The sequence below is a fragment of the Shewanella electrica genome, assembly GCF_022321485.1.
GTDB classification, from domain to species: Bacteria; Pseudomonadota; Gammaproteobacteria; order Enterobacterales; family Shewanellaceae; genus Shewanella; species Shewanella electrica.
The window spans coordinates 262,903-278,544 of the sequence record NZ_JAKOGG010000004.1 but is presented as its reverse complement, the minus strand read 5'-3'; the positions used below and the strand labels follow the sequence as shown (position 1 = coordinate 278,544).

The following is a 15,642-nucleotide window of genomic DNA, read 5'->3' as shown; positions in this document are numbered from 1 at the left end:
TGAATGAACTATTACCGATGCAAACAGATAGTACTGATGAAAACTTACGAAAAAATCGATTGTTCCGAATCAAGATCACAAAAAGACCCGCCGAGCGGCGGGTCTTGACCAATTTGCGGCGATTAAGTGTGTGTCTGCAACAATGAATCCGCATAGCCCATGCGAGTCAATGCTGTTCGCACGATATCGAGCGTCTGCGGATCTTCAATGGTTGCAGGCGGGGTAAAGCTCTTGTTATCAGCAATATTGCGCATCGTGCCACGTAGAATTTTACCAGAGCGAGTTTTCGGCAATTTTTGCACTGCGCTGACCAGCTTAAATGCGGCAACCGGGCCGATCTCCTGCCGCACCAACGCTACCAGCTCTTTGTGTAACTGCTCGTCGCTGATGTCGACGCCGTTCTTGAGCACCACCAGCCCCAACGGCACTTGGCCTTTGAGCTTATCGTCGACACCAATCACCGCCGCCTCAGCGACCGCAGGATGTTGACACAATACCTCTTCAAAGCGACCAGTAGACAACCTATGCCCCGCCACATTAATAATGTCGTCGATACGACTCATAATGTAGAGATAGCCATCGTCATCCATGTAACCCGCATCTCCCGTGAGGTAGTAGCCCGGATACATACTTAAATAGCTATCGGCAAAACGTTGGTTATTTTGCCACAGAGTGGTCAGCGTTCCCGGCGGTAAAGGTAGTTTTATTACTACATTTCCAGACTTGCCTGCGGCGACTTTTTCACCAAATTCATCGAGCACTTCTACCTGATATCCCGGTACGGCACGCGCCGGTGAGCCTGCTTTGATTGGGATAGGATCGATACCCATCAGGTTTGCCGCCACCGGCCAACCGGTTTCCGTTTGCCACCAATGGTCGATCACCGGTTTACCTAACTTACTCGCCGCCCAATTGAGTGTTTCAGGATCACAGCGCTCACCCGCTAGAAACACATTTTTAAGGCAACTCAAGTTAGCTTTAGCGGCATATTCCGCGTTGGGGTCTTCCCGTTTGATGGCGCGAATAGCGGTTGGCGCGGTAAAGAATGACTTCACTTGATACTTTTCGATAGTGCGCCAAAAAATCCCCGGATCTGGCGTGCCTACCGGTTTGCCCTCATATAACACCGTGGTCGCGCCCACCAGCAGCGGTGCGTACACAATGTAAGAGTGACCTACCACCCAGCCAACGTCAGACGCCGCCCAAAAGGTATCACCAGCATCAATGTCATACACATGCTTCATCGACCACGCCAAGGCAACGGCATGGCCGCCATTATCGCGCACCACTCCTTTTGGCTGCCCGGTAGTGCCTGAGGTATACAGGATATAAAGTGGATCTGTGGCCGCTACGGGCACACAGTCAACCGCTTGCGCTTGGCAAACAGCGGGCTGCCAGTCAGCATCACGTGCTTCCAGCAACTCCGCTTGATATTGGCTGCGCTGCAAAATCAGGCAGTGGTCAACCTTATGCGTCGCCTGCTCTAGCGCTTTATCTAATAATGGCTTGTATGGCACCACACCTGAGGGTTCGACACCACAGGAAGCACTGAGCACTAACTTAGGTTTGGCGTCATTAATTCGGGTGGCCAGCTCGTTGGCCGCAAAGCCGCCAAACACCACCGAATGAATGACACCCAAGCGCGCACAAGCCAGCATGGCATAGACGGTTTCCGGGATCATCGGCATGTAGATCACCACCCGATCACCTTTCACTAGCCCCAGCGATGCAATATAGCCCGCCAAGCGACTCACCTGCGCCTGTAATTCAGCATAGGTCACCGCATATTCGGTTTGCGTGACAGGACTAAAATAGCGAATGGCAACCTGCTCTCCCGCCCCACGGTTAACGTGTCGGTCAACAGCGTTAAAACAGGTATTGAGTTGGCCTTGACTAAACCAGTGATAGAACGGCGCTTCACTGTCATCAAGTACCTTTTCCCAGGGCTGATACCAATCAATTAATTTGGCACACTCGCCCCAAAATGCGTTTTTGTCATCGAGTGACATTCTGTACAGGGCTAAACCTGGTTCTGTCATTCAATTGTCCTCCCCAAGGACTACCTTTACGGCAAAAACACCCCTTCCTTCCAACTTCATTATGGGTTGATTTTTTAAGCACTCCCTATTAGACGTTAGCCTATGACCCTAGTTACAACGGGGATTAATGAAAAAAGTGCTGCAAAAAATTCAGCGAGGGGTTGGAACTTGGCTAAAATTAAACAACGTTTTATTTACCTTTACGTAAACTTCATATATCTTGACTAGGTTGTTGTATTTTATGCAGGAAGCCGTAGCACATGAGTATTAAGTCAAGCCCACAAACCTCTTATTCCATTAGCGAACTGTCGAAAGAGTTTGATATCACGACACGTAGCATTCGCTTTTATGAGGATCAGGGACTGCTTAAGCCCAAGCGCCGCGGCCAAACGCGCATCTACAGTATGAAAGACCGTGTGCGTTTGAAGTTGATTTTACGGGGTAAAAGACTGGGGTTTTCTCTAGCAGAAACACGCAGACTATTTGAGCTCTATGATGCCGACAAAAGCAGTACATCACAACTCAATACCATGCTCACGCTGATAGAGGAAAAAAAACACGCCCTACAGCAGCAGATGGACGACATCAAAATCGTGCTGATGGAACTCTCCTCCGCCGAAAGCCAATGTCGCCAGTCGTTAGCAGAGATTGCCGATAAAGGTTAATCAGTGCTGGTCTCTGTACTGTTGTTACTGGGGTTCACAGTGACGGAGACCATGCATGGCGAGCAGCTACACACCACTGAATTTTGGCCTACCTGAAGAGCTAAACCTATTACGCGATGCGGTGGCCAGCTTTTGTGCTACCGAAATCGCACCTATCGCAGCGGCCATTGATGCCGACAATCGTTTTCCTAAAGAACTTTGGCCGAAACTCGGCGAACTTGGCCTGCTTGGCATCACCGTCAGCGAGCAATATGGCGGCGCAGATATGGGTTATCTGGCCCACGTCATTGCCATGGAGGAGATCTCCCGCGCCAGCGCCTCGGTAGGTCTCTCCTACGGCGCCCATTCCAATCTTTGCGTTAACCAAATCTACCGTAACGGCAGCGATGCGCAAAAAGCGCAATATCTTCCTAAGCTCATCAGCGGCGAACATATCGGCGCACTAGCGATGAGCGAGCCCAATGCAGGCTCCGATGTGGTATCGATGAGCCTACAGGCTAAAGCGCAAGGCGACCATTTTATTCTTAATGGCAACAAGATGTGGATCACCAACGGCCCCGATGCTGATGTGTTGGTGGTCTACGCCAAAACCGCGCCAGAGCAAGGTGCCCACGGCATCAGCGCCTTTATTATTGAGCGAGAGTTTAGCGGCTTTAGCACCGCGCAGAAGCTCGACAAACTCGGCATGCGCGGCTCGAGTACCTGCGAGTTAGTGTTCAACAACTGCGAAGTACCAGCGGCAAACCTACTTGGTGGCCTCAACCAAGGCGTCAAAGTGTTGATGAGCGGCCTCGATTACGAACGAGTGGTGCTCGCCGGTGGGCCACTGGGGATTTTGTCAGCCTGCCTTGATGTCGCCCTGCCCTACACCGCTGAACGGGTACAGTTTGGTAAAGCCATTGGCGAGTTCCAACTCGTGCAGGCCAAACTGGCCGATATGTACACCGCCATGAATAGCGCCAAAGCTTACGTTTATGCCGTTGCGCGGGCTTGCGATAGCGGCCATGGCAGTCGCAAAGATGCCGCTGGCGCTATCCTCTACAGCGCCGAAGCTGCCACCAAAGCGGCGCTCGATACCATCCAACTGCTTGGCGGTAATGGCTACATCAATGACTATACCGCAGGGCGTTTACTACGTGATGCCAAGCTGTATGAAATCGGAGCGGGCACCTCAGAGATCCGCCGCATGTTGATTGGCCGCGAGCTATTTAACGAGCAAAAGTAACGCCAACCAAGGAGCGATTGAGATGAGTGTGATAAGCAGCCAGATCAACCGTCATGCCCCAGAGTTTCAAGCGCGTTACCGCGCGATGCAGGCTTTGGTTGAGCAACTGAGGCACGACAGCGAACAGATAAGCCAAGGTGGCGGAGAAGCCGCGTTGGCGCGCCATTGCAGCAAAGGCAAGTTGGCACCACGCCAACGGTTAGCGCAGTTATTAGATACTGACAGCCCGTTTTTAGAGATCGGCCTGTTTGCCGCCCATCAAGTATATGAGGAATATGTGCCCGCCGCGGGCGTCATCGCCGGTATTGGTCGTATTCATGGCATTAACTGCATGATTGTGGTGAATGATCCCACCGTCAAAGGCGGCAGCTATTTTCCGCTCACAGTGAAAAAACACCTGCGCGCCCAAGCAATTGCCGAACGTTGCCAACTGCCCTGCCTCTATCTGGTCGATTCCGGTGGCGCGTACCTGCCAATGCAAGCCGACGTGTTTCCCGACCGCGACCATTTTGGCCGCATTTTTTACAACCAAGCGCAGATGTCTGCCAAAGGCATCGCCCAGATTGCCGTGGTCATGGGATTGTGCACCGCGGGCGGCGCTTATGTGCCTGCGATGGCCGATGAATCGATTATTGTTGCCAACCAAGGCACCATCTTTTTAGCCGGGCCACCGTTAGTCAAAGCCGCGACTGGTGAAAAGGTTTCTGCCGAAGCCTTGGGCGGTGGCGATGTGCATACGCGCCTCTCCGGTGTGGCCGACCATCTGGCGCAAAACGATGACCACGCGCTACAACTGGCACGGCAAGCGGTACATCATCTCAACCGCCACGCACCCGCAAATGCCACGCAATATGCACCGCCCCGTTATGCCAGTGATGAACTGTACGGCATTGTCGGCACCGATTTGAAAAAGCCGTTTGAAGTCCGCGAAGTGATCGCTCGCTTGGTGGATGACTCCGACTTTGCCGAGTTTAAAACCAACTATGGCGCCACATTGGTGTGTGGTTTTGCCAGTGTGCACGGTCACGCCGTAGGCATTGTCGCCAACAACGGCATTCTGTTTTCCGAGTCGGCGCAGAAAGGCACCCACTTTATTGAGCTGTGTTGCCAACGCAACATTCCGCTAATTTTCCTGCAAAACATCACCGGCTTTATGGTCGGCCAAAAGTACGAGCAGCAAGGCATTGCCAAACATGGCGCCAAAATGGTGATGGCAGTGGCCTGCGCCAAAGTGCCCAAATTCACCGTGATTATTGGAGGCAGTTACGGCGCTGGCAACTATGGCATGTGTGGCCGTGCCTACGAGCCGACCATGATGTGGAGTTGGCCCAATGCGCGCATTTCTGTGATGGGCGGAGAACAAGCGGCCAACGTACTGGCGACCGTTAAACGCGACAGTCTCGCCCGCCAAGGCCAGCAGTGGAGCGCCGCAGCAGAAGCCGAATTTAAAGCACCAATTCAGGCCACCTACGAACACGAAGGTCATCCCTACTACGCCAGCGCCCGCTTATGGGACGACGGTATTATCGACCCAGCGCAAACGCGCGATGTACTAGGGTTAGCGCTAACTGCTGCCGCCAATGCGCCGATTGAGCCAACCCAATTTGGTGTCTTTAGGATTTAGGAGCCCACATGCAATCTGTCCTGCTTGAAAGTGATCATCGTGGCGTCTGTCGCCTCACCCTTAACCGCCCCGATAGCGCCAATGCCTTTGATGAACAACTGATTGCCGAACTCACCGATGCGCTGCAACACCTCGCCACCTGGCAAGATTGCCGCGCGTTGGTGTTGCAAGGCAATGGCAAACACTTTAGCGCCGGCGCCGATCTCCACTGGATGCAACGCCAAGCGCAAATGGATTTTGCCGCCAATGTCGACGATGCCAGTAGCCTTGCCTTACTGATGCGCACGCTGGATGAGTTTCCCCATCCAACTATCGCATTAGTGCAAGGCGCGGCTTACGGCGGCGCGCTGGGGTTACTGTGCTGCTGCGATATTGCCATTGCCCATCACTCTGCGCGTTTTTGCCTGAGCGAAGTCAAACTGGGGCTGATCCCCGCCGTCATTTCCCCTTATGTCAGCCGCGCAATCGGGATGCGCCAGCTGCGCCGCTATGCGCTGACCGCCGAAGTGATCAACGCCCACGAAGCACTGGCGCTCGGGTTAGTGCATCAATTGTCTGACGAGCTAGCACCGACCTGTGAGCAACTGGTCAACGCGCTACTCAACGGCGCGCCGCAAGCACAAAAATACTGCAAGCAGTTACTGGCGCAGATTGCCGCGCAGCCGCTCAATGCCGAGTTAAGCCAAGTGACCGCGCAAGCCATTGCGGAGGTTCGCGCCAAAGCCGAAGCGCAGGAAGGCATTCACGCCTTTTTTGACAAACGCGCCCCCCATTGGCTCAGCCATAAGACGGAGGGCAACCATGGTTAACATTGGTACCTTGTTGATTGCCAATCGTGGTGAAATCGCTTGTCGCATCATCGCCACTTGCCGTTGTTTGGGCATCAACACCGTTGCGATTTATGCTGAGATTGATCGCCACGCTAAACACGTGGAACTGGCCGATGTCGCCTACCAAGTTAGCGGTGACACGCCGGTCAGTGCCTATCTCAACATTGCCGCAATCATCGCCATTGCTAAACAATCCGGCGCAGATGCCATCCATCCCGGCTATGGTTTTTTATCGGAGAATACCGATTTCTCCGCCGCCTGCGATGCGGCAGGCATCATCTTTGTTGGCCCACCCGCCAGCGCCATTGCCGCCATGGGCAGTAAAAGTGCTGCCAAAAACATTATGCAAAAAGCCGGTGTGCCGCTGATCCCCGGCTATCACGGCAGTGAGCAAACACTTACCGCCTTGAGCAAGGCAGCCGCCAACATTGGCTATCCGCTGCTAATAAAAGCAGCGCTTGGTGGTGGTGGTAAAGGCATGCGCGTAGTCAATCACGCGGAGGAATTTGCAGCGCAACTCAACGCCGCGAAACGCGAAGCCAAAGCCAGTTTTGCTGATGAACAGATGTTGTTAGAGAAATACTTTACTGGCCCGCGCCACATTGAGGTACAAATCTTTGCCGACCAGCATGGCAACTGTATTTACCTAGGTGATCGCGATTGCTCGCTACAACGCCGTCACCAAAAAGTGATTGAAGAAGCGCCGGCCCCCGGGCTGAGCGATGCCACGCGGCGCGCCATGGGGCAAGCGGCGGTAGCGGCCGCGCGAGCAATTAATTATGTCGGTGCGGGCACCATTGAGTTTCTTATGGATGCTGCGCAACAGTTTTACTTTATGGAGATGAATACGCGGCTACAGGTAGAGCACCCGATCACCGAGATGATCACCGGCGTCGATTTGGTGGAATGGCAACTCCGAGTCGCCAGCGGCGCTAGCCTACCGCTCAGCCAAGCCGAGGTGCAGTTAACCGGTCACGCAATTGAAGCACGCATTTATGCCGAAGACCCACAGCAACAGTTTTTACCAGCATCGGGCGTTTTGCAGCGACTCACGTTTCCCGCCACCAGCGCGCAACTGCGCATAGATAGTGGCGTGCGCACAGGTGCTCAGCTCGAGGAACAGATCAGCGCGTATTACGATCCGATGATCGCCAAAATGATCGTGCATCAACCTAGCCGCAAGCTGGCGTTGGCGCAGCTAAAACGGGCACTCGAGCACAGTGCCATTGTCGGTGTGAAACACAATCTGGCCTTTCTTGCTGCATTGGCAAGCCATAGCGAGTTTGTGGCCACTCACTTTACTACCCACTTTATCGGCGAACATCTCGAAGCGTTATTACAGCAACCGAATGAGCTTTGGCGCCATTGCGCTGCCGCGATGGCCGTCATCTTGAGCCAGCCAAACGCCAACTCGCCGCTCACCGCCTTTCGCCTCAACGGTGCTGCCAGTTGGCATATCTACCTTGAACCGGTAACCGCTCAGCCGCAGGGGTTTTGGTTGCAAGTACAGCGCACTGAGGCGGGATATTTGCTCAGCATCGACAGACAGCAGCATCAGTTTAATGCCCATTTGTTTGCGCCAGAGCAGTTGCAACTCAGCGTTAATGGCCGCAGTGAACAACTACAATTTATGCGCCACGGCGAGCGCCTCACCCTGCTCTACCAAGGCCACAGTTTTGATTACCAATTAGTGCCGACACATCAGCCACAGCAATCGGCCAGCACCCATAGCTTTTGCGCCCCGATGAACGGCACCATCGTCACCCAGTTGGTGCCGCCGAATCAGCCGGTCAAGCAAGGGCAAGGCTTGATTGTGATGGAAGCGATGAAGATGGAATATCAGATCAACGCGCCGAGCGCGGGTGTGGTCAGCGAGTTCTGTTTTGCTGCGGGGGATTTGGTGCAAGAAGGCGCGCAGCTGTTGCACTTTGTCGCGGATGATACGGCGGATACTGCCAACACTGGAGGTGGCTGATGTATCCCACTCAAGTCAGCATCTATGAAGTTGGGCCACGCGATGGCCTACAAAACGAAACGCTACTTGCCACCAGCGCCAAAGTCGCGTTGATCGATGCCTTGGCTGCTGCAGGCGTGCGCCGCATCGAGGCAGGCAGCTTTGTCTCGCCCAAGTGGGTGCCACAAATGGCCGACTCGGCCGCGGTGTACCAGCAAATCCATCGCGCGTCTCACGTACGTTATTCGGCGCTTACCCCTAATCTACGCGGCTTTGAGCAAGCCGTCGCGGTCGGAATCGATGAAGTCGCGGTGTTTACTGCCGCATCGGAAAGCTTTTGCCAGCGGAATATTCACTGCTCGATTACCGAATCGTTAAACCGCTTCGAGCCGATTTTTGCCGCTGCCAAGCAACAGCGAATTCCCGTACGCGCTTATGTTTCTTGTGTGTTGGGCTGCCCTTACGAAGGCGAGATTGCCGCCCTGCAAGTTGCCGCTGTCAGTAAGACGCTCATCGATATGGGCGCTTATCAAGTTTCGCTCGGCGATACCATTGGCGTAGGCACACCACTCAAAGCGCAGCGCATGTTGGCGGCAGTGAATAACCAAGTGCCGATAGCGCAATTGGCGCTGCATTTTCACGATACTTACGGCCAAGCACTGGCCAATGTGCTGGCTTGTTTAGACAGCGGCATCAGCACTATCGATAGCGCAGTTGCGGGCTTGGGCGGTTGCCCGTATGCCAAGGGCGCGTCCGGTAATCTTGCCACCGAGGATCTGGTGTACCTGCTGCACGGGCTCGGCATCGATACCAGCATCGACCTGCTGCAGTTGGCGCTTGCAGGCCAGCAAGTGTGTCAGCAGCTCGGCAAAGCCAACCACAGTAAAGTCGCCCAAGCGTTACTCGCACGCGCTAACACAACGGAGCAGATATGAGCGGATTGAATAAGGTTGTCAGTAGCTATCAGCAAGCGCTGGCAGGGCTAACCGATAACATGACCATCATGGTCGGCGGCTTTGGCTTATGCGGCATTCCCGAAGGGCTGATTGCTGAAATGGTACGTTTGCAGGTACGCGGCTTAACGGCGATCTCTAACAATGCTGGTGTAGATGACTTTGGCCTTGGCTTATTGCTGCAACAGCGGCAGATCCGCACCATGATTGCCTCTTACGTGGGTGAAAACGCACTCTTTGAGCAGCAAATGCTCAGCGGCGAGTTGGAAGTTATCCTCACACCACAAGGCACCTTGGCCGAGAAGATCCGCGCCGCGGGTGCGGGCATTCCTGCGTTTTACACCGCAACTGGTTACGGCACACCAGTGGCTCACGGCAAAGAAACGCGAGAATTTAATGGGCGCCATTATGTATTAGAACCCGCATTGCACGCCGATTTTGCACTGATTAAGGCGTGGAAGGCCGACACCATGGGCAATCTTATCTACCGCAATACCGCCGCTAACTTTAACCCGGTGATGGCGACCGCGGGCAAGATCACCGTGGCAGAAGTCGAACAGCTCGTCCCAGCCGGTGAGTTGGATGCCAATCATGTGCATACGCCCGGCATCTACGTTGACCGCGTCATCGTTGGTCAATTTGAAAAACGCATCGAAAAACGTACCGTACAGCCTTAAGGATTACACATCATGGCACTCACTCGTGAACAGATGGCCAAACGCGTGGCACAAGAACTGAAAGATGGTGATTACGTCAATCTCGGCATTGGTATTCCCACCTTGGTCGCCAATTATATTCCGCCAAATATCCAAGTGATGTTGCAGTCCGAAAACGGTCTGCTGGGCATGGGTGCATTCCCAAGTGAGGATGACGTCGATGCCGATCTCATCAACGCAGGCAAACAAACGGTCACCGCCGTTGCTGGCGCGGCGTTTTTCTCTAGTGCGGACAGTTTTGCCATGATCCGTGGCGGCCATGTCGATCTCACCGTGTTAGGCGCCTTTGAAGTCGATGTGGCTGGTTCTATCGCCTCGTGGATGATCCCTGGCAAGTTGGTCAAAGGGATGGGCGGCGCCATGGATTTAGTGGCAGGCGCACGCAATATTATTGTCACCATGATGCACGCCGATAAAGACGGTAACTCCAAACTGCTAACGCAATGCCAATTGCCGTTAACCGGCTACCGATGTATTCAACGGGTGCTGACCGATTTAGCGCTGCTGAAAATAGAACATGGTGCTTTTCATCTTTTAGAACGCGCCCCCGGCGTGACCATTGAAGAAATTCAAAGCAAAACAGCAGGTAAGCTAATCTGCCCTAGCCAAGTACCAGAAATGAACGTTTAATCATCTTTAAAAACAAACAATTACTGCAATGTAAACAAAATGATATTTTGTGATATAGATCACATTAAACAGCGGTAAACCTTTGTCGCGCTACTGAATTAGCCTAAGGTGTGCGCTTCTTTTTTGCCGCTGCTGTTTATTCAAGCAATTTCGGCGATATCTCATCCACTCAGATTGTCACTAGTAGATTATGGATACTTATCTCACTTCGCTGCTTTGTCTAACAACCGGCGGCCTATTATTGATGCGTAATATCAGTCACCTACTGGATAACAGCCAACTGCACTGTTACTTGCAACGTAGCCCACGGGCACGTAGATGGGTGAACTACTTTGGCTTTGACCGCAGCTTCAGCATTGCCAAAAAGCTGATCCTGCCACTCGGTTGTGTCATCAGTTTGAGCCTTATTGCTTTTGGTGGTTGGAACCTTTTCAGCGCAGCAAGCGTGTAATCCCCCCATTTCGCCAAGTGGTACAAGGTTCGTCACCATCACCACTTGGCGCTAGTTCGCTTTTCACGTATAAATTTCAGTCAATCAATTCACTTTGAATCAAAGCGCTGAGGTTAACCGTTATGCTGCTAAAGCACGAAATGGCTATTGGCCCACTGCGACTTAAACCATTAGCTCTCGCCCAAGCGCCCGCCTTTTTTGCCCATATTGAGCAACAACGCGCGCTCTATGAAGATACTATCCCGTTCGTCAGTCGCACTCACACGCTAGGACAGCTAACTGAATTACTGCAAACCAGCCTTGCCAAACAACAGCGTGGTGAAGCGTTATTTTATACCCTGTGGCACGGACAACAGATGGCGGGTTACTTGTTGGTACGCGAGATTGAACCGCAAGCGCGCTGGGCAGAAATCGGTTACATGTTAGCGCGTGAATGGCACGGCAAAGGCATTATCACCCAAGCATGCCAGTGGTTGATCGAACAGCTATTCCAACAACTTGAGATGGATAAAATCGTCATCTGCTGCAACGATGATAACCACAGCAGTATCGCCGTGGCTAAGCGGCTAGGATTTACGTTAGAAGGCACCTTACGACAACACTTTGTAGTAAACGGTGTAAGGCGCAACATGTGCAGCTACGGCTTACTGCGACAAGAATGGCAGCAAGCCGACGCCAGTTAGCCGAAGAAATGACGCCATAGGTAGGAGATTGGCAGTACCAAAAACAGCGCGGGTAGGAAGTTAACTACCGAGAAGTTCATGATCTTGGCAATACGCAGTCCGACCGCCACCATGATAATGCCGCCTACCGCAGAAAAGTCGCCGAACACGATATCGTCCATCAATGGCATGATTGGTTTAGCGAGGAAAAACAGTGCCGCTTGTACTGAAAATTGCACCACCGCTGTTAAACCGATACCTGCACCAAGGCCGATAGCAAAAATACTCGCAGTAAGAAAATCCATCACCGCCTTCACTAACAGCAACTGATAGTCGCCGTTCATGCCTTCAGTCATTGCCCCGATAACCCCTAAACCGCTGGCGCCAAATACTACGATTAACGCAGTAAATTGCTTAGCGAACTCCTCTTGAGTTAAGCCACGAGGTAAGGGAATAAAGCGATCGAGTTTACGTTGAATAAAGGTGGCGCCGTTAGACACAGAACGTTCGAAATAACACAGTTCACCAATGGCGGTGCCGAAAATCAACGATAACACCACCACTGGCACAGTGTGCCCTTTTACCAACATGTTGACGCCAATGGCGATAGATGCGAGTGCGAACGTCGGTGGTAAGCCAGTTTGTAGCCGTTTAGGAATATATCGGGCTAATGCCGCGCCGCAAAATGCGCCAGCAATAATAGCCACGCTATTAACGATAGGACCAATCATGGGGGAATTCTCCGCCATCGCGTCGGTGTAGGGCCGAGCGATGCTGTAATTATCTGGGGCTGCGAACGTGATGCTACGCCGCTAAAAGCCATCCGTTGCTAATATTATGACGCCATAATAACACCATCATACATATGATAGTTATGCGAATTCTTTAGCGTGTACTAACCTAACGAGCGAGCTTAGCGTAACTGAAGCGACCATAAGTATAAATGGCATGATTAACACAAATTCGCCTGATGCTCAGCGTAACCGCTTGCTACCAACAGCATTACCACGCCTTTTTAGTACGCCATACCATAAACTCATAGACGTCAGCGGTAAAATCGTTCAAAAATAATGCGGCAATTAAAAAAACGAAACAGTAACAAGGAGTGGATATGTTGGTTCAATTAATCATTGCGGCATTATTTCTAGCAAGTTGCTGTATTGACGTCAGTGCATGGCAACGGCTCTCGGCCAAAGACGCCAGTAACAAAGTCGGCGTGGCTAATTTGGATATCGATTTTGTGGTCAGCAGCAGTAGCGACCAACACGACAGCAATGGCGTGGTGTATTTGGATAGTCAGTCAGACGCGCAGCACCAAGATAACTTGCGCTTATGTTTATCCGCCAATGCCATCGCCCAATTGCAAGAGCGTGGCATTATCAATCCAGCCAACAGCTTATTAGGTAAGCATCTGCACATTGCCGGCGCGGTGATGCGCATTCAAGGGCAAGCGATGTTGCCAATTCAAAGTGCCGATCAAATTACTATAGTGTCTTAGCTAAACGATGCGCGAACCTTACACAGAATGTAGATTCGCGCTAGCTTCAGACTCAGAGGCACTTAAACTTGCTCTTCACGCAGGAACACTGGCGCTTGCGGGGTCGATTGTTCCGCCGAATAGTAATAACCCGCCACATCAAACTGTTTCAGCTGTTCAGCATCGGTGATGTCATGCTCTAAGATCCAACGCGCCATCATGCCGCGCGCTTTTTTGGCGTAGAAGCTGATGATTTTGTACTGACCGTTTTTACAGTCTTTAAACACTGGCGCCACCAAGTTGCCATTGAGCAGTTTAGGTTTCACCGCTTTAAAATACTCATTCGATGCTAGGTTGACGATCAACTCTGGCTCGTCCTTCGGCAAAGCATGGTTGATGGCATTAGTGATCTCACTGCCCCAAAACTCATACAGGTTTTTGCCGCGTGGGTTTTCTAGCTGCGTGCCCATTTCCAAGCGGTAAGGCTGCATCAAATCCAGTGGTTTCAATAAGCCATACAAACCGGAGAGCATGCGCAGCCGTTTTTGTGCACGTAGCACCAGCGCTGCTGGGAGCGACTCTGCATCCAAGCCGGTATAAACATCGCCTTTGAAGGCAAACAAAGCCTGTTTAGCATTCCCTAACGTGAATGGTTGTTGCCACGAGGCAAAACGCGCCGCATTTAAGCCCGCAATCTTATCGCTAACACTCATCAACTTAGCGATTTGCACTGGCGTCAGTTGGCGACAGACATCGATAAGCACTTGGCTATCATCTAAAAACATCGGAAGGCTATATTCCGCCACAGGCGCTGGGGTTTCAAAATCTAAGGTCTTTGCGGGGGAAATCAGGATTAACATATTCAATTCCTTCACGATAACTTTGCGGCAATGATAAGGGATTGATATAAAAAAACCACGTATTGCGCACGTGGTTTTTCCGATAAGGCTGACCGACTAACTCGCTAACGCTCAGTCACCGCACGGCTTTCTTCGTTAGCAAGGTTCCAGACTTGGTCATCGATCTGCTTAGCGATATCGGGGAACTGCGTTTTATCAAACTCTGGCACCTTGCCCGCCGATAACTGATCGCGGTAATCGGTAATCACCCGAAACGCCACGCCTGAGAGCAACACCAGCGCCAGAATGTTTACCAACGCCATCAATCCCATCGATAGATTAGCTAAATCCCAAACGAGCGAGATTTTAGCTAACGCACCAAACATCACCATCGCGAGGACACAGACCCGCAAACCCCAAATAACCGGGCGACGATTGCCAATTAAGAAAATTACATTGCTTTCGGCATAGGAGTAATTGGCAATGATAGAAGTAAAACAAAACAACAAAATCGCACCAGCAACAAACCAACCGCCCCAAGCGCCGACATGGAATTGCAGCGCGGTGATGGTCATGGCAATGCCATCGTCGCTGGCTTGCCAGTCATGGGATAATAGAATAATTGCCGCAGTGGCAGTACAGATCACCAAGGTATCGATAAACACCCCGGCCATCTGTACAAAACCTTGCGAAGCTGGGTGTGGTGGCGTCGGAGCCGCGCTGGCCGCGACGTTAGCGGCACTGCCCATACCGGCCTCGTTGGAAAACAAGCCACGCGCGACACCGGACTGCATGGCTTGCGCAACGGTATAACCCACACCACCGGCAACGGCCTCTTGCCAACCAAATGCGCTATTAATCACGAGGGCAAACACCGCAGGTAATTTATCAAAATTCATCACCGCGATGATTAACGCCATCGCAATGTAAAACAGCGCCATTATCGGCACCACAAACTCAGAAACCCGCGCCACTTTGCGCAATCCACCGCTGATCACCAGCGCACTCAGCAACACCATGCCGATACCGATTGCGGTAGGTGAAACTTCAAACACCTGATTAACCGCGCCTGCAATGGTATTGGCTTGCACTGCATTGAACACCAGTCCAAAAGAGATGATGAGGAATACCGAAAACAACACGCCCATCCAGCGCTGACCAAGGCCTTTTTCCATATAATAGGCAGGGCCGCCACGATATTGGCCAGCACTGTCTTTTACCTTATAAACTTGGGCTAACGTTGATTCCACCATCGCAGTTGCCATACCGACCATGGCAATCAACCACATCCAGAAGATTGCGCCGGGTCCACCCGCACCAATCGCTACAGCAACCCCAGCCATATTACCCGCACCGACCCGCGCCGCCATGCTGGTACAAAATACTTGAAATGAAGATAACCCGGCATCATCCGCCTGCCGACTAGTCAGCATCACTTTGGCTGAGTGCTTAAAATGCGTCACTTGAATGAACAACAGACTGATAGTGAAGTAGGCCCCTACGCCGACTAATGCGTAAATAAGTAACTGGTCCCATAAGAGAGAGTTGAGAAATTTAACAACGGTTTCAACCATAAA

15 protein-coding genes are annotated in these 15,642 nt (G+C 52.1%); 11 read left to right on the top strand and 4 right to left on the bottom strand.

All coding sequences use genetic code 11. The annotated features are described in order from the left end of the window. Positions 1 to 122: 122 nt before the first annotated feature. Positions 123 to 2,039 carry a propionyl-CoA synthetase gene (locus L9G74_RS08150; protein ID WP_238895802.1) on the bottom strand — a complete coding sequence of 639 codons (1,917 nt, stop codon included), beginning with the start codon at positions 2,037 to 2,039 and terminating at the stop codon, positions 123 to 125. Positions 2,040 to 2,299: 260 nt separating this feature from the next. On the opposite strand from L9G74_RS08150, the gene L9G74_RS08145 reads away from it, so the two are divergent. The 10 genes from L9G74_RS08145 to L9G74_RS08100 all read left to right on the top strand — a co-directional run bounded on the left by L9G74_RS08145 (position 2,300) and on the right by L9G74_RS08100 (position 11,770). Next, positions 2,300 to 2,704 carry a MerR family transcriptional regulator gene (locus L9G74_RS08145; protein WP_238895801.1) on the top strand — a complete coding sequence of 135 codons (405 nt, stop codon included), beginning with the start codon at positions 2,300 to 2,302 and terminating at the stop codon, positions 2,702 to 2,704. A 55-nt stretch (positions 2,705 to 2,759) separates the two neighbouring features. Further along, positions 2,760 to 3,929: an isovaleryl-CoA dehydrogenase gene (locus L9G74_RS08140; RefSeq protein ID WP_238895800.1), complete on the top strand. Its 1,170-nt coding sequence runs from the start codon at positions 2,760 to 2,762 to the stop codon at positions 3,927 to 3,929. A gap of 22 nt (positions 3,930 to 3,951) precedes the next feature. Next, positions 3,952 to 5,553, top strand: coding sequence for a carboxyl transferase domain-containing protein (locus L9G74_RS08135; RefSeq protein ID WP_238895799.1), 1,602 nt, complete (start codon positions 3,952 to 3,954; stop codon positions 5,551 to 5,553). Positions 5,554 to 5,561: 8 nt separating this feature from the next. Then, complete coding sequence (locus L9G74_RS08130; RefSeq protein WP_238895798.1) at positions 5,562 to 6,362, top strand: enoyl-CoA hydratase-related protein; 801 nt, start codon at positions 5,562 to 5,564, stop codon at positions 6,360 to 6,362. Continuing rightward, positions 6,355 to 8,358: an acetyl/propionyl/methylcrotonyl-CoA carboxylase subunit alpha gene (locus L9G74_RS08125; RefSeq protein ID WP_238895797.1), complete on the top strand. Its 2,004-nt coding sequence runs from the start codon at positions 6,355 to 6,357 to the stop codon at positions 8,356 to 8,358. The genes L9G74_RS08130 and L9G74_RS08125 overlap by 8 nt, the downstream gene beginning before the upstream one ends. After that, the gene (locus L9G74_RS08120) at positions 8,358 to 9,272 is read left to right on the top strand and encodes a hydroxymethylglutaryl-CoA lyase (protein WP_275297315.1); all 915 of its coding nucleotides are present in this window, start codon (positions 8,358 to 8,360) and stop codon (positions 9,270 to 9,272) included. Before L9G74_RS08125 ends, L9G74_RS08120 begins: the two co-directional genes overlap by 1 nt. After that, complete coding sequence (locus L9G74_RS08115; RefSeq protein ID WP_238895796.1) at positions 9,269 to 9,967, top strand: CoA transferase subunit A; 699 nt, start codon at positions 9,269 to 9,271, stop codon at positions 9,965 to 9,967. Before L9G74_RS08120 ends, L9G74_RS08115 begins: the two co-directional genes overlap by 4 nt. Positions 9,968 to 9,979: 12 nt before the next feature. Further along, entirely contained in the window at positions 9,980 to 10,636 is a 657-nt protein-coding gene (locus tag L9G74_RS08110) for a CoA transferase subunit B (protein ID WP_238895795.1), read from the top strand. A gap of 190 nt (positions 10,637 to 10,826) precedes the next feature. After that, a complete protein-coding gene (locus L9G74_RS08105; protein ID WP_238895794.1) occupies positions 10,827 to 11,087 on the top strand; it encodes a hypothetical protein in 261 nt (86 codons plus the stop codon). 122 nt (positions 11,088 to 11,209) lie between these two features. After that, on the top strand, positions 11,210 to 11,770 hold the full coding sequence (locus L9G74_RS08100; RefSeq protein ID WP_238895793.1) for a GNAT family N-acetyltransferase: 561 nt from the start codon (positions 11,210 to 11,212) through the stop codon (positions 11,768 to 11,770). On the opposite strand, the gene L9G74_RS08095 is transcribed toward L9G74_RS08100, so the two are convergent. Further along, positions 11,767 to 12,480, bottom strand: a complete 714-nt coding sequence (locus L9G74_RS08095; protein ID WP_238895792.1) for a DUF554 domain-containing protein — start codon at positions 12,478 to 12,480, stop codon at positions 11,767 to 11,769. The two genes, L9G74_RS08100 and L9G74_RS08095, sit on opposite strands and share 4 nt — an antisense overlap. Before the next feature lie 380 nt (positions 12,481 to 12,860). Here L9G74_RS08095 and L9G74_RS08090 point away from each other — a divergent pair, with 380 nt between their 5' ends. Continuing rightward, entirely contained in the window at positions 12,861 to 13,247 is a 387-nt protein-coding gene (locus L9G74_RS08090; RefSeq protein ID WP_238895791.1) for a hypothetical protein, read from the top strand. Between the two features lie 62 nt (positions 13,248 to 13,309). Here L9G74_RS08090 and yaaA read toward each other — a convergent pair whose 3' ends face one another. Next, a complete protein-coding gene (yaaA, locus tag L9G74_RS08085) occupies positions 13,310 to 14,086 on the bottom strand; it encodes a peroxide stress protein YaaA (RefSeq protein WP_238895790.1) in 777 nt (258 codons plus the stop codon). Between the two features lie 104 nt (positions 14,087 to 14,190). Then, positions 14,191 to 15,639 (bottom strand): alanine/glycine:cation symporter family protein, encoded by a 1,449-nt coding sequence (locus L9G74_RS08080; protein ID WP_238895789.1) that lies wholly within the window; start codon positions 15,637 to 15,639, stop codon positions 14,191 to 14,193. Positions 15,640 to 15,642 lie beyond the last annotated feature (3 nt).

Excerpts from the sequence above, each read along its gene's own strand:
- L9G74_RS08150 (WP_238895802.1), bottom strand. The coding sequence starts at position 2,039 with ATGACAGAACCAGGTTTAGCCCTGTACAGAATGTCACTCGATGACAAA.
- L9G74_RS08145 (WP_238895801.1), top strand. The coding sequence starts at position 2,300 with ATGAGTATTAAGTCAAGCCCACAAACCTCTTATTCCATTAGCGAACTG.
- L9G74_RS08140 (WP_238895800.1), top strand. The coding sequence starts at position 2,760 with ATGGCGAGCAGCTACACACCACTGAATTTTGGCCTACCTGAAGAGCTA.
- L9G74_RS08135 (WP_238895799.1), top strand. The coding sequence starts at position 3,952 with ATGAGTGTGATAAGCAGCCAGATCAACCGTCATGCCCCAGAGTTTCAA.
- L9G74_RS08130 (WP_238895798.1), top strand. The coding sequence starts at position 5,562 with ATGCAATCTGTCCTGCTTGAAAGTGATCATCGTGGCGTCTGTCGCCTC.
- L9G74_RS08125 (WP_238895797.1), top strand. The coding sequence starts at position 6,355 with ATGGTTAACATTGGTACCTTGTTGATTGCCAATCGTGGTGAAATCGCT.
- L9G74_RS08120 (WP_275297315.1), top strand. The coding sequence starts at position 8,358 with ATGTATCCCACTCAAGTCAGCATCTATGAAGTTGGGCCACGCGATGGC.
- L9G74_RS08115 (WP_238895796.1), top strand. The coding sequence starts at position 9,269 with ATGAGCGGATTGAATAAGGTTGTCAGTAGCTATCAGCAAGCGCTGGCA.
- L9G74_RS08110 (WP_238895795.1), top strand. The coding sequence starts at position 9,980 with ATGGCACTCACTCGTGAACAGATGGCCAAACGCGTGGCACAAGAACTG.
- L9G74_RS08105 (WP_238895794.1), top strand. The coding sequence starts at position 10,827 with ATGGATACTTATCTCACTTCGCTGCTTTGTCTAACAACCGGCGGCCTA.
- L9G74_RS08100 (WP_238895793.1), top strand. The coding sequence starts at position 11,210 with ATGCTGCTAAAGCACGAAATGGCTATTGGCCCACTGCGACTTAAACCA.
- L9G74_RS08095 (WP_238895792.1), bottom strand. The coding sequence starts at position 12,480 with ATGATTGGTCCTATCGTTAATAGCGTGGCTATTATTGCTGGCGCATTT.
- L9G74_RS08090 (WP_238895791.1), top strand. The coding sequence starts at position 12,861 with ATGTTGGTTCAATTAATCATTGCGGCATTATTTCTAGCAAGTTGCTGT.
- yaaA (WP_238895790.1), bottom strand. The coding sequence starts at position 14,086 with ATGTTAATCCTGATTTCCCCCGCAAAGACCTTAGATTTTGAAACCCCA.
- L9G74_RS08080 (WP_238895789.1), bottom strand. The coding sequence starts at position 15,639 with ATGGTTGAAACCGTTGTTAAATTTCTCAACTCTCTCTTATGGGACCAG.